This is a genomic window from Nitrospirota bacterium (assembly GCA_016212215.1).
In the GTDB taxonomy this organism is placed as follows: Bacteria; Nitrospirota; 9FT-COMBO-42-15; order HDB-SIOI813; family HDB-SIOI813; genus JACRGV01.
This window is the reverse complement of the sequence record JACRGV010000093.1, coordinates 1-14828: the sequence shown is the minus strand read 5'-3', so window position 1 is coordinate 14828 and position 14828 is coordinate 1. Positions and strand designations below refer to the sequence as shown.

Below are 14828 nucleotides of genomic sequence, written 5' to 3'. Positions count from 1 at the left end.
TAAATAATACTATGTTAGCTTGTTAAAATCGGGAATATCATAAAACCATGAAATTAACTTTTTAGAAAACAGGGGGGATCCGGTATGGGTAAAAAGGTTCTTATTGCAGAGTCTGATAGTACTGTTCTCCAGGTTATTTCTTATTTTCTGAAACTGGAAGGTTTTGATATTTCCACGGTATCGGATGGAACGGTTGCACTTGATGTTGCCACAAGGTTTATGCCTGATGTGATACTCCTTGACCCTGGTCTCTCAGGGGTAAATGGAATAGAGGTCAGCAGGGCTATCAGGAATAGACCGGAATTTCCAGAATTTAAATACGTCCCTATCCTGTACGTGATAGAGAACATGGACGCATTATTAAAAACCGGAGAAGATATACCACCGGGTTATGGGATTATATACAAGCCCATAGACCCTACTAAGATGGTAAATACCATAAAGGATTGTATGGAAGCATCTTCAATGCCGTCCTATGAACAGGTTGAACCAATGGGCCCAATTGGTATTGAAGAACTACTAGGCTGGAATGTTTCTGAGGAGTCAAAGAAGGATGTAAATAAGAAAGATATTATTTTGGAAAATGAGTCAGCGGTCTTAAATGATAATCTTGCAGGGATAGCCGGAGTGGAGGAGATAGAAGAGCAGATTCCTGCGGAAATCAATGAAGTTGCAATGGAGGAGATTGAAAAGGAATTGGAGCAGACGGGGTATGTAAGTACAACACTTGACAGTAACCCCATCCCCACCCCAGCCCTCCCCTTGAAGGGGAGGGAGTTTATAACGACGGAAAGAGCAGAAGGTGATATGTCCATCCCCCTCCCACAGGAAGAAGAAACAACAGGTGAGCAGATGGAGAGTGAAAGTCCCCTCCCCTTCAAGGGGAGGGATAGGGTGGGGATGGGGTTATTCCCCGACGAAATAATTGAAAAAATGTTAAGCAAAATCTCAAGAGAATTTATTGAAAAGATAGTAATGGATGTAGTCCCCAGGATTGCAGAAGAAGAGGTCAAAAAGGAGATAGAAAGGCTCAAGGGTGAGAGTGGATGAATGAACTTAGTAAGGTTTACAGCCCTGAAGAGGTAGAAGAAAAGTGGTACAAATTCTGGGAGGACAATGGTTTTTTTAAGGCAGCAGAGCAGGACAATCCAAATAGTTTTTCTATAGTAATTCCACCCCCTAATATCACCGGTTCTTTGCACATGGGTCATGCCCTTAACACTACTTTACAGGACATTATTGTCCGCTGGAAGAGGATGTCAGGTTATAACACTCTTTGGGTGCCCGGGACCGACCATGCGGGTATTGCAACTCAGAATGTTGTAGAGCGGCATATAGCCTCAGAGGGGAACAGCAGGAAGGAGTACGGCAGAGAACGGTTTGTTAAAAAGGTCTGGGAGTGGCGGGAATATTACGGCCGTACGATTATCTATCAGCTTAAACGCCTTGGCGGTTCATGTGATTGGAGCAGGGAACGTTTTACAATGGATGATGGGATGTCAAGGGCTGTGCGGGAGGTCTTTGTACGGCTCTATGAAGATGGGCTTATATATCAGGGAAATTACATTATTAATTGGTGCCCCAGGTGTATGACCGCATTGTCGGACCTTGAGGTTGAGTATGAGAATATTCAAGGGAAGTTATATCACCTTGTTTATCAACTTGCTGACGGATCCGGCTCGCTGACAGTTGCTACAACACGTCCTGAGACGATACTTGGAGATACTGCGGTTGCTGTAAATCCGGCTGATACAAGATACAGCAGTTTTATAGGTAAGGATGTAATTATTCCTGTTGTTGGAAGGGTGATACCTGTTATCGCGGATACTGTAGTTGAAATGGAATTCGGTACCGGAGCATTAAAGATTACCCCTGCCCATGACCCGAATGACTTTGAGGTCGGCAACAGGCACGGACTTCCTAAGATAAAGGTAATGACTGATGACGGAAAGATGAACGACGATGCCGGGCAGTATAAAGGAATGGACAGATTTGAGTGCAGGAAGGCGATTCTCAAAGACCTTACCGACAGGGGAGAGCTTGTAAAAGAGGATAATCACCTTCATGCAGTGGGTCATTGTTACAGGTGCAAGACTATAATAGAACCCAATGTGTCAAAACAGTGGTTTGTTAAGACAAAGCCGCTTGCTGAACCGGCTATCCGGGCAGTTGAAGAGGGCAAGGTTACAATTATCCCGAAAGGCTGGGAGAATACATATTTTGAATGGATGAATAATATCAAAGACTGGTGTATATCAAGGCAGATATGGTGGGGACATCAGATACCGGCATGGCATTGTAAAGCCTGCGGGGGAGTTACAGTTGACAGGGATAATCCTTCAGCCTGCAAACAATGCGGCAGTCCTGATATTTTACAGGATGAGGACGTGCTTGATACATGGTTCTCTTCTGCCTTATGGCCCTTCTCGACATTAGGCTGGCCTGAGAAGACAGAGGATCTAAAACGGTTTTATCCGACGTCTGTCCTTGTTACCGGATTTGACATACTCTTTTTCTGGGTAGCCCGTATGATGATGATGGGGATTAAATTTATGGGGGATGTCCCTTTTAAAGAGGTATGTATCCATGCACTCGTCAGGGATGCTGAGGGACAGAAGATGAGCAAATCAAAGGGGAATGTTATTGACCCCCTGATTATAATGGGGAAGTATGGTACGGATGCACTAAGATTTACACTGGCCTCGATGTCTTCACCGGGCCGTGACATTAAGCTCTCCGAAGAACGCATTGAGGGGAACAGGAATTTTGCAAACAAGATATGGAATGCGTCAAGATTTATAATGATGAATTCAGAAGGTGCGGTTCGTCTTGATAAAGATTATCTGACACTCCCTGATAAATGGATACTGAGCCGCTTGAATAATACAATAGCAGAGATTTCAGGGATGCTGGGTGAGTACCGGTTTGATCTGGCATCAGGTACAATCTATAAATTCTTCTGGCATGAGTTCTGCGACTGGTATCTGGAATTTGCAAAACTACAAATTGCTGAAGGAGGACAGAGGAAGGAGAACACTTCTGCGGTTTTGTTAAACACGCTGGATAATGTACTGAGACTGCTTCATCCCTTTATGCCTTTTATTACTGAGGAGATATATCAGAACGGCGATTTTAATAATAAGGGTCCATCTTTGATGGTCTCCGGATACCCTGTAGTTGAAGAGCCGCTTCTGAATGATTCTGCAGAGAAGGATATGGAGTCAGTTATGGAGGTTATAAAGACTGTAAGGAGTATGAGGTCAGAGTTGAATATCCCGCCGTCTCAGATTGTGGATGTCCATCTCAAGATTGCTGATAAATCTCTCATGAGCGGGGCGATTACAAAGGGGCATGAAAATCAGCGGGACAAGAATGTCCCGCCTATCCTCAATTTAGGCACGGATAGGCGGGGTTTTCCAACCCCGCCGGAGGGATTTTCTAATGAATTCCTAAACAATTTGCTCGAAGACAATTTTATATATCTGAAGAGGCTTGCATGGATCAAGGATGTTGTGATTGGTAAAGATATTAAGCGTCCTGAGAAGTCTGCTATCTCTGTGTTCTCAGGAGGTGAGATTTACCTGCCGCTTGAAGGTGTAATTGATATAGATAAAGAGAAGAGGCAGTTGAGTAAACGTCTCAGTGATATGAATAATGAGATTGAAAGGATTAACAGTAAGTTGTCTAATAAGAGTTTTATTGAAAAGGCCCCTGAAGAGATAGTTCAGAAGGAAAAAGGAAAATATCAGGAGCTGACGGAGCAGAAATTGAGAATTGAGGCTAACCTGTCATGGCTTGGTTCATAGATGCAGAATGACCTTTCTTTAATTGAGATCGGGAAGATTGTTAATAACGCACTTTCGGAAGATATAGGTTCAGGTGATATAACAACTGCTTTCCTGATTCCTGAGAATATGGATGCTGTAGGGACTATTATTGCAGAAGAGGATATAGTTCTGGCAGGTATCAGGGTTGCAGAAGAGGTGTTCAAGACCCTTGATGTGGAAGTAATATTTGAGGCTCTGGCAGGGGATGGAGAGTCAGTAAAGTCAGGAACTAACATTGCACGTCTGCACGGAAAGGCAAGGACGCTTCTTACCGGTGAGAGGGTGGCACTAAATTTTCTGCAGAGGCTTTCAGGGATTGCGACACTGTCACGGAAATACAAAGAGGCTGTTGCCGGATTTCCTGTCAGGATAGTTGATACAAGAAAGACCACTCCGGGATTGAGGTCTCTTGAGAAGTATGCTGTGAGGGCCGGAGGCTGTTGGAATCACAGGTATGGTTTGTTTGACGGGATTCTTATAAAGGAAAACCACATAGCATTGACAGAAGGGGTTGCAGTGGCTATAACTTCTGTGAAAAAAAAAGTGCCTCATACAATAAAGATAGAGATAGAGGTCAGTAATATTGAAGAGGTTAGAGAAGCAGTGAGAGGCGGTGCAGATATTATCCTGTTGGACAACATGGACCTTCAGATGATGCGTGAAGCAGTCAGCATTATCAGAGAACATAAGGCAAAACAGATATTGATAGAGGCATCAGGCGGAATGACGCTTGACAGAATAAGAGATGTTGCGGCAACCGGCGTAGACATTATTTCAGCAGGTGCATTAATACATTCAGCGGTGTGGGCCAACCTGAGTATGGATGTGAATAAAGAACTGTCATGAGCTGGTGGTTCACAAATGGCAATGAAAACCCCACCCTCACCCGGACCCTCTCCCTGAGGGAGAGGGTGCTTAGTTTATTCCCTCCCCTTCAAGGGGAGGGTTAGGGTGGGGATGGGGTCATTTTCGGATGAATAACAATGCAAGTTGAAAAAATAGACAATCTCATCTTAAACACTTTCAAAGAAAGGCAGGATGAGTTTGTCTCTGGTCAGGCAATAAGCAATCAGATTAAGATAACGAGGGCAGCGGTCTGGAAGCATATTGAGGGGTTGAGGAAGAAGGGGTACGTTATCATTAGTGTTCCGTCAAAAGGTTACAAGTTGATAGAGACGCCTGACATACTCTCTGCCGCAGATATAAAAAAAGAAATAAAAACTACGGTAATAGGTAATGACATACTCGTATTTGATGAGGTTAAATCTACTAATGACATTACAATGGAGCTTGCATCAAAAGGGGGCAAGGAAGGTCTTGTGGTAATTGCTGAATCTCAACTACACGGCAAGGGGCGGCTTGGGAGGCAGTGGATATCACCAAAGGGTGTTAATATATATGCATCATTCCTTATAAGACCTGAGATTCCACCTGTAAATGCACCGGTTTTGACCATGATGGCATCCCTTGCAGCGGCTGAGGCTATTGCAGGGACAACAGGTCTTGAGGCATGGATAAAATGGCCCAATGATATTCTTGTGAATCAGAAAAAGATTTCAGGTATTCTGACTGAGATGAATGCTGAGGAAGAGAAGATAAATTATGTTGTTATCGGAATCGGGATAAATGTTAATATGAAAAACGAAGACTTTCCTGATAGTTTCAGGATTCCTGCAACGTCTGTTATGGATAGCCTTGGAAGGAAGTCGGATCGCACTAAACTCTTATGTTTCCTTATTGAGTCAATGGATTCAAACTATGAGTACCTGAGAAAAAAAGGCATCATGTCAATTATGAGTAAGTGGCGTAAGCTCTGTATTACACTTAATAAAATGATAAAGGTTACATCTGCGGGCGGTGCTATTACAGGGGTTGCAGAAGACATTACTACGGAAGGCGGGCTTGTAATAAGGATTGGAGAAGATTCAACAAAGGTAATTTATTCAGGTGATGTGACAGTGATGGAGTAATGGGGAACTTATGCTTCTTGCAATAGACATTGGAAATACAAACATAGTATTCGGCTTATATGAAGACAAGAATATTGTTGACTATTGGCGCATTAACTCTGACCAGAACAAGACAGCAGATGAATACGGGATACTATTTCGTGAGGCTATCAGGTCTGTAAGTCCTGGTATAAAAAATATTGATAATGTGATTATGTCTTCTGTAGTCCCTCCTCTTACAACGATTATTAAGAGGATGGTAAAAAGATATTTCAAGCTCGATACTATTCTTGTAGATGAGAATATTAAAACAGGGCTTACGATATGTTATGATAACCCCAAAGATGTCGGGGCTGACCGTATAGTTAATGCAGTTGCAGCGTATTCAATTTACGGCGGGCCTGTTATTATAGTTGACTTTGGTACTGCGACCACGTTTTGTGCGGTTAGCGGGGCATCAGAATACATGGGCGGTGTGATTGTCCCGGGGATTATGATTTCACTTGATGCACTATCACAGAGGGCTGCCAAGCTTCCCAAGGTTACACTTGAACCACCGGCAAAAGTGATTGGCAGGAGTACAGTAACAAGCATACAGTCCGGTATTGTTTATGGATATGCAGGATTAGTGGATGAGTTAGTGGAACGTATCAAAAATGAGATGGGGCAGGAGATGGAAGGTGAACCTTATGTAGTCGCCACCGGCGGCCTTGCAGAGATGATAGCCGCACAGACAAGGAATATAAAAGAGATAAATCCAATGCTGACTCTGGAGGGGTTGAGGCTGATTTTTGAAATGAACCGTTGACGCTGAAGTAAGAAGCAAGAAGCAAGAAGTTAGAAACAAGAAAATAGAAGCAGGAAATAAGAAATTCCCCCTCCCTTGACGGGAGGGGGGTAGGGGGAGGGTGAGCTATGGGGATGTTGGATAACGATGATATTCAGAAAGAAGAGGCAGCAGATTTTTCAGGGGAAACTATGGAATCATTACAAGATGCATTAAATAAGAAAGAGGCTGAATGTAAAGAGATGAGTGATAAGTATCTCAGGGCACTTGCTGAGATGGATAATTACAGGAAGAGGGTTGCGAGGGAACAGGCTGATTCAGTAAAATATGCAAATGAGAAGATACTAAGTGATTTACTGACTGTGGTTGACAATTTAGACCGGGCAATCCAGCACTCTAAGGAGAAAAAAGATTTTGATGCACTGATTGATGGTTTAGACCTTACACTTAAAGAGTTCAGGGGTGTGATGGATAAGTATGGTGTAAAAGGTATTGAGACGATCGGGGAGGTATTTGATCCTGAGAAACATCATGCGGTCTCAATCGTGGAGTCAGAGACCCATGAGGATAATAGTATAGTAGATGAATTTCGTAAGGGATATATCCTGAATGACAGGGTGATAAGGCACTCACTTGTTAGTGTGGCAAAAAAGAAAGAATAATTTGAAAAAAGATAAGGTGCAATCCCTTGAATTTTTAGTTAGGGATGATTAATAAATATTGCAAGTGTGTCCTTAAAATAGAGGAAGACTAAACAATTCAGATTATCTTCCCTCCCTGCCCCTAAATATCCTCCCCCCTGGCGGGGGAGGACAAAGGTGGGGGGGATTTATTAAATAGGGAGGGGCGCTGAGATGTTAGTTTCTATGTTGGGATTGGAATTAACTTAATAAAAAATAGGAGGAGAAAACAATGGGAAAGGTTATAGGTATTGACCTTGGGACAACTAATTCATGTGTGGCTGTAATGACCGGCGGTGAACCTGTGGTCATACCGAATGCTGAAGGAAACAGGACAACACCTTCTGTCGTGGCGTTCACAGACAAGGGGGAGAGGTTGGTCGGGGCTATTGCAAAAAGACAGGCAATAACAAATCCTGAGAACACAATATTTTCAATAAAGAGGCTTATAGGCCGCAAATTTAATTCTCCGGAGGTCTCAGGGGCGAAAAAGAAACTTCCATATCATATTGTAGAGGCACCGAACGGTGATGCCCATGTTGAGGTCAGAGGGAAGGTATACAGCCCTGCTGAAATCTCTGCAATGATTCTCCAGAAGATGAAACAGACAGCAGAGGATTATCTTGGAGAAACGATAACAGAGGCCGTTATTACAGTTCCCGCTTACTTTGATGACAGCCAGAGGCAGGCTACAAAGGATGCCGGGAAAATAGCCGGTCTTGAGGTGCTGAGGATTATCAATGAACCGACAGCCGCTTCACTGGCCTACGGCCTTGACAGGAAGAAGGATGAAAGGATTGCAGTCTATGACCTCGGCGGCGGCACATTTGATATATCAATACTTGAGATAGGCGAGGGTGTGTTTGAGGTCAAATCAACAAACGGAAATACATACCTCGGCGGCGATGACTTTGATTTGAAAATAATTGACTGGCTTGCAGATGAATTCAAAAAAGATCAGGGCATTGACCTGAAGAATGATAAGATGGCCCTTCAGAGATTAAAAGAGGGGGCAGAGAAGGCGAAGATAGAATTATCATCATCAATGGAAACCGACATAAACCTTCCGTTTATAACAGCAGACGCATCCGGACCAAAACATCTGACTATGAAGCTTACCAGAGCCAAACTGGAACAACTTGTTGATGATTTGGTGGACGGATCTGTTGAACCATGCCGTAAGGCATTGTCTGATGCCGGTGTCGGCACAAATCAGATAGATGAGGTAGTCCTTGTCGGCGGGCAGACCAGGATGCCTATGGTACAAAAGGTCGTAAAGGAATTTTTCAATAAAGAACCGCACAGGGGTGTGAATCCTGATGAGGTTGTTGCGATCGGTGCAGCAATACAGGCAGGGGTATTAAAAGGCGAGGTAAAGGATGTGCTTCTTCTGGATGTTACACCGCTTTCACTTGGGATTGAGACGCTTGGCGGGGTTTTTACTAAACTTATAGAGAGGAATACAACCATACCTTCCCGTAAGAGTCAGATATTTTCTACTGCTGTTGATAATCAGACCGCTGTTACAATCAAGGTCAATCAGGGTGAGAGGGAGATGGCCTCGGATAATAAGTTGTTAGGTATGTTTGAACTTATGGGCATCCCTCCTGCTCCGAGGGGAATCCCTCAGATTGAGGTAACATTTGATATTGATGCAAACGGGATTGTCCATGTCTCTGCAAAGGATAAGGCTACAGGAAAGGAACAGTCCATCAGGATTACGGCATCAAGCGGACTCTCTGAGGAAGAGATAAAGAAGATGGTTAAGGATGCAGAGGCACATGGTGAAGAGGATAAGAAGAAGAAACAGCTTGTTGAGGCGAAGAATGAGGCAGACAATATGGTTTATTCTGTTGAGAAATCGCTGAAAGAGTTTGGGGATAAGGTCTCTGAGGATGAAAAAACCAGTATCCAGTCGGCCATTGACAATACAAAGAAGGCAATGGAGTCTGATAACGTGGATACTATAAAGAACGCAATACAGGAACTGAGTACTGTATCTCATAAGCTTGCTGAGGAGATGTATAAAAAGGCGAGTGCAGAAGGTGGTGCCGGCGGAGGCTTTACCCCGCCTTCCGGAGGAGAACATGCAGAAGGAGAGAAGCCTAAGGAAGATGTAGTGGATGCGGATTTTGAAGAGGTGGATAAAGAGAAGAAGTAGGAAAGACAGTGGATAGTGATTAGTGATTAGTGGATAGTTAGAAGTAAGAGGTAAGAGGCAAGAAGTAAGAAAAAGATATCCTACATCCTTGAGGGGAGGGGGGGTCTTATAATTCCCTCCCCCTTGAGGGGGGAGGGTTAGGGCGGGGGTGAGCTATGGAGATTTTCAGGTGAACCGTGATGAAACTGGGTTTCACAAAGGGCCATGAAAATCAGCGGGACAAGAATGTCCCGCCTATCCTCATAGAAATGGATAGGCGGGGTTTTCTTACCCCGCCGGAAGGGATTTTCGAGTGACCAGTTGAGGAGATATTTTGGGGGATAAGAGAGATTATTATGAAGTGCTGGGGGTTGGCCGCGATGCTTCAAATGATGAATTAAAAAAGGCATACCGTAAGCTTGCAATTAAATACCATCCGGATAAAAACCCTGGAAATAAAGAGGCTGAAGATAAGTTTAAAGAACTTAGTGAGGCTTATGAGGTACTCAGTGACCCTGAGAAACGCAACGTGTATAACACATACGGTCATGCTGCCGGTGCCGGAGGCTTTGGAGGTTTCGGTGGAGGCGGAGGCGGCTTCGGTGATATATTTGAAGACATCTTTGAAGACTTCTTCGGTGGAGGCCCGAGACGGAGAACCCGTGCAGAGAAGGGGTCTGACCTAAGATATGATATTGAAATATCCTTTGAAGAGGCGGCCTTCGGGTTAGAGAAAAAGATAAACATCCCACGCATGGAGGGATGTACCGCATGTAATGGTACCGGTGCAAAGTCCTCAACAAAGGTTTCTACTTGTCCTCAATGTAAAGGTTCAGGTCAGATAAGAATTCAACAGGGCTTTTTTACACTAAGCAGGACATGTTCGCATTGCGGTGGTGAAGGCCGTATCATTACTGACCCTTGTGATAAATGCCGCGGCAGGAAGAGGGTACAGAGGGAACGCACACTGTCATTAAAAGTCCCGCCTGGCGTAGAGACCGGATCGAGGTTAAGGTTATCAGGTGAAGGTGAAGGCGGTGTCAATGGAGGACCGCCCGGAGATTTGTATGTTGTAATCTCCGTCAGAGAACACCCGCACTTTGTGCGGGAAGGGAACGATATAATCTGTAAGGCATCAATAAGTTTTGTACAGGCAACACTTGGTGCGAATATAGAAGTCCCGACACTTACAGGGAATACCACCCTTAATATAAAACCTGGTACACAGCCGGGAAGTACACTGCGAATTAAAGGTAAAGGCATTGCTGACGTGAGGGGGTGCGGGATTGGGGATCAGATTGTAAGGGTTGACGTGGACATCCCCAAGAAACTCTCTGACAGACAGAGAGAACTGCTCGAGGAATATGCAAAAGTCTCCGGCGAAGAAACAGGTTCCAACAGCGGCGGATTTTTTAAAAAAGTTAAGGACATGTTTTAAGGGATTCACCTGAAAATAACCCCATCCCCACCCCCCGATTACTACTTCGGGGGCAGGCTCTGACCCTCCCCATATTAAATAGGCGGGGAGGGAATAAACTCAGCACCATCTCCCTCAGGGAGAGGGGCCGGGTGAGGGTGGGGGTGAGCTGTGTAAAAGGTTTATCATCACTTGCCGAATTTCTTCATAAAAAAATCTTCCATAAAAGATAACCGGATTGAGCTTACCGGTGATGTATTGCATCACCTTCGTGATTCACTCCGCATAAAAACAGGGGAGCAAATTTCCTGTGTGGATGAAGAGGGAACCGGATACACAATCAAAGTTTCAGTACTGCGCAGGGAGCTTCTTACCGGAGAGATTATTAGTAAGGAGGAGCATGATAAAAGGACATCGTTACATATTAATTTAGTCCAGTCACTCCCAAAAGGGCCTAAGTTTGATTTTATCATTCAGAAATCAACAGAGCTTGGTGTTACCACGATTACGCCGGTAGTATCTGAACGGTCTGTAGTAAAACTTGAGAAGGAACGCGGTGAAGGTAAACACCTTCGCTGGGAGAGGATAGCCCTTGAGGCGGCCCAACAGTCTGGCCGCCGCGACATACCGGATATTTCCCAACCTGCCATCCTCCGTGATTTTCTCTCCTCTTATGCAAAATGTGATCTGAACCTTCTGTTATGGGAAGGTGAAAAAATAAAGAGAATAAAAGATGTTTTAAGAAATGCCGGGGAAGTAAAGAGTGTAACTATCCTCGTTGGCCCGGAAGGCGGGTTCTCAGATAAAGAAGTTGAACTCGCAGTATCCTCAGGCTTTATCCCGGTATCACTTGGAGAGTTAATCCTCAGGACTGAAACAGCCCCGATAGTCGCACTTTCTATTCTGCAGTATGAGTTCACGGGTTAGTGTTACTTCACTCTCATCTCTGAATGTCTTTATCCCCGATAAAAGCAGTCGGGACCGCATATAGCTTTTCCCATATCGAAGACCTTGTTTTTTTAATAGCATAGTGTAACAATTTCTCATATATGAAAAAATTTTACCGGCAATCAATTGAAGAGGTGTTACGGGTTTTAGATTCTAATCCTGAAGGGCTTTCTCAGGAAGAGGCAAAGAGGCGTCTTATTGAAAACGGTCCCAATGAACTCAAGGCTGCGGAAAAGAAGGGGCCTGTCGGGATGTTTATTGATCAGTTTAAAAACTTCATGATCATTATCCTGATTGCTGCGGCTGTTGTCTCAGGAATTATCGGAGAAACAGCGGACACTATTGCCATCATGGTGATAGTTATCATCAATGCCATAATAGGTTTTATTCAGGAATACAGGGCAGAAAAGGCGATGGAGGCATTGAAGCTCATGGCCTCTCCGACTGCAGTAGTTATAAGGGAGGGTATGCAAACACCCATTCCCTCCCCTGATATTGTGAAAGGCGACATAGTAATGTTAGAGGCCGGTATGATAGTTCCGGCTGACATCAGGATTATGGAGAGTTTCCACCTAAAGACAGAGGAGGCTGCATTAACAGGAGAATCCCATCCGGTTGAAAAGACTACATCAGAACTACATGAAGATATGATCCCGCTCGGAGACAGAAGAAACATGGCTTACAAGGGGACTACGGTTAGTTACGGCCGTGCAAAAGGTGTTGTTGTCTCTACCGGAATGGAGACAGAGCTTGGGCGAATCGCAACTATGCTTCAGGAGGAAGAGGAAGTAAAAACACCTTTACAAAAACGACTTGAGAAGGTCGGGCAGCTTCTGGGTATTACAGCAATTGCTATATGTGCAATAGTATTTTTAGTCGGTATCCTGAGAGGCGAATCTGCTATCCTGATGTTTCTTACATCAATAAGCCTTGCAGTAGCGGCCATTCCCGAGGCGCTTCCGGCAGTAGTGACAATTTCACTTTCATTAGGCGCCATGAAGCTGGTTAAACAGAACGTACTAATAAGAAAACTTCCTGCTGTAGAGGCACTCGGTTCAGTGACATATATCTGTACTGATAAGACAGGTACCCTAACAATGAACAGGATGTCGGTTGAAGAGATTTATGTAGACGGGGAAGTATTATCCAGTGCGGAATTTACAAATTCAAAAAATCCCCCTCCCTTGACGGGAGGGGGGCAGGGGGAAGGTGGGCCCCTCCATCTTCTATTGACAGCGATGGCATTAAGTAATGATGCGGCCGTAGATAGTAATGGGAAGACTACAGGTGACCCGACAGAGACAGCACTTTTTTCCGCTGCAGAGAATGCAGGATTTAAAAAGACTGAGCTTCAAAAATATTATCCACGCACAGCAGAGATTCCATTTGATTCGGACAGGAAGTGCATGACGACGGTTCACAGGATAACCCACCCTCACCTTAATCCTCTCCCTGAGGGAGAGGAAATTTCCCTCCCCGACAATAAATGTGGGAGGGGCAGGGTGCGGATGGGGTCATCTCATGGCTTTGTTTCCTTTACCAAAGGCGGGGTAGAGGTCATTATTGATAAGGCAAAGAATATCCTGACGTCTTCAGGCCTAAAGGATATTGATAAAGAAGAGTTGATACGGGTAAGTGAAAGGATGGCCGCTGACGGGCTGAGGGTGCTTGCCATCGGCATAAGGGAATGGGATGCGCTTCCTCAAGACATAACGCCTGACAGTATGGAATGTAATCTCACCATTCTCGCATTTGCAGGTATTATGGACCCGCCTCGGGTTGAGGCAAAGGATGCTGTTGTAATATGCAAATCCGCAGGAATTAAACCTGTAATGATAACAGGAGATCACCCTATAACTGCAAGGGCTATAGGGAGGAAGATCGGAATCATCTCCGATGACACAGACGTGATGACAGGTCCGAGGCTTGAAAGACTTCCAATGGATGAATTCGAAAATAAGATAGAAGACATTAGTGTATATGCGAGGGTAGCCCCTGAACAGAAGCTCAAGATTGTTAAGGGCCTGCAGGATAAGGGTGAGTTTGTTGCAATGACAGGGGATGGCGTGAACGATGCACCTGCATTAAAAAGGGCTGACATAGGTATTGCAATGGGAATAACAGGTACGGATGTTTCCAAGGAGTCTGCACACATGATTCTCCTTGATGATAATTTTGCCACTATTGTCTCAGCAGTAGGTGAGGGAAGAAGGATATACGACAATATAAGAAAGTTTTTTAAATATATGCTGACAAGCAACTCAGCAGAGATATGGACGATATTTTTAGCGCCTTTCCTTGGACTTCCGATACCGCTCCTGCCCATACATATCCTCTGGATAAACCTTGTAACAGACGGCGCCCCAAGCCTTGCCCTTTCTACTGAACCGGCAGAGGGTGATGTGATGAAGAGAAATCCAAGGCGGCCTGATGAGGGACTATTCTCAGGTGGTATGTGGCAGCATATTATTTGGGTCGGTTTACTAATGGGCGGGGCTACACTATTTACGCAGGCTTATGCAATCAAAACCGGACACGGTCACTGGCAGACGATGGTCTTTACTGTGCTCTGTCTCTCCCAGTTCGGTCATGTCATGGCAATAAAATCTGAAAACAAGTCACTGTTTTCCGGCGGCATTTTTTCTAATAAACCCCTGCTGATTACTGTAATCCTGAGCTTCCTGCTCCAACTGGCGACAATTTACATGCCTATCCTGAATCGTGTATTCAAGACCGAGCCGCTTACCTTTTCTGAATTAATGTTTACACTCGTTTTGTCATCAGTTGTTTTTATTGCAGTAGAGATTGAGAAATGGGTAAAGCGAAGGTTAGAAGTTAGAGGCAAGAAGTCAGAGGCAAGAAGTTAGATGGAAGCTATAGGCGGGACATTCTTGTCCAACATTCAAAAGTTAGAAATTATAAACAGATGATCACTGTTATTCGTAACCCTTCAGTGAGGCGTGGTGACACGAAAAAACTACTTGCGTTCTGGTTGCCATCTATGGTACAACATGATGAATGGAGATGGCGGTCAGATATCGTGGCAGAGAATTCGCCCATGAGGAAATAGCCGAAGTACG

10 protein-coding genes are annotated in these 14828 nt (G+C 44.5%); all 10 read left to right on the top strand.

The genetic code is table 11. The annotated features are described in order from the left end of the window. Positions 1-84: 84 nt before the first annotated feature. The 10 genes from HZA08_08660 to HZA08_08615 all read left to right on the top strand — a co-directional run bounded on the left by HZA08_08660 (position 85) and on the right by HZA08_08615 (position 14615). A complete protein-coding gene (locus HZA08_08660) occupies positions 85-1050 on the top strand; it encodes a response regulator (protein ID MBI5193494.1) in 966 nt (321 codons plus the stop codon). Continuing rightward, complete coding sequence (locus HZA08_08655) at positions 1047-3806, top strand: valine--tRNA ligase (protein ID MBI5193493.1); 2760 nt, start codon at positions 1047-1049, stop codon at positions 3804-3806. Before HZA08_08660 ends, HZA08_08655 begins: the two co-directional genes overlap by 4 nt. After that, positions 3807-4673: a carboxylating nicotinate-nucleotide diphosphorylase gene (gene nadC, locus HZA08_08650; protein ID MBI5193492.1), complete on the top strand. Its 867-nt coding sequence runs from the start codon at positions 3807-3809 to the stop codon at positions 4671-4673. 137 nt (positions 4674-4810) lie between these two features. Then, positions 4811-5797, top strand: coding sequence for a biotin--[acetyl-CoA-carboxylase] ligase (locus HZA08_08645; GenBank protein ID MBI5193491.1), 987 nt, complete (start codon positions 4811-4813; stop codon positions 5795-5797). A 10-nt stretch (positions 5798-5807) separates the two neighbouring features. After that, positions 5808-6584 carry a type III pantothenate kinase gene (locus HZA08_08640; GenBank protein ID MBI5193490.1) on the top strand — a complete coding sequence of 259 codons (777 nt, stop codon included), beginning with the start codon at positions 5808-5810 and terminating at the stop codon, positions 6582-6584. Positions 6585-6691: 107 nt separating this feature from the next. Then, complete coding sequence (gene grpE, locus HZA08_08635) at positions 6692-7225, top strand: nucleotide exchange factor GrpE (protein ID MBI5193489.1); 534 nt, start codon at positions 6692-6694, stop codon at positions 7223-7225. Positions 7226-7475: 250 nt separating this feature from the next. After that, positions 7476-9404 (top strand): molecular chaperone DnaK, encoded by a 1929-nt coding sequence (dnaK, locus tag HZA08_08630; GenBank protein ID MBI5193488.1) that lies wholly within the window; start codon positions 7476-7478, stop codon positions 9402-9404. Positions 9405-9714: 310 nt separating this feature from the next. Further along, a complete protein-coding gene (gene dnaJ, locus HZA08_08625) occupies positions 9715-10821 on the top strand; it encodes a molecular chaperone DnaJ (protein ID MBI5193487.1) in 1107 nt (368 codons plus the stop codon). Positions 10822-10992: 171 nt separating this feature from the next. Beyond that, positions 10993-11727 (top strand): 16S rRNA (uracil(1498)-N(3))-methyltransferase, encoded by a 735-nt coding sequence (locus tag HZA08_08620; GenBank protein MBI5193486.1) that lies wholly within the window; start codon positions 10993-10995, stop codon positions 11725-11727. A 122-nt stretch (positions 11728-11849) separates the two neighbouring features. Continuing rightward, entirely contained in the window at positions 11850-14615 is a 2766-nt protein-coding gene (locus HZA08_08615) for a cation-translocating P-type ATPase (GenBank protein ID MBI5193485.1), read from the top strand. The last annotated feature ends 213 nt before the right edge of the window (positions 14616-14828 follow it).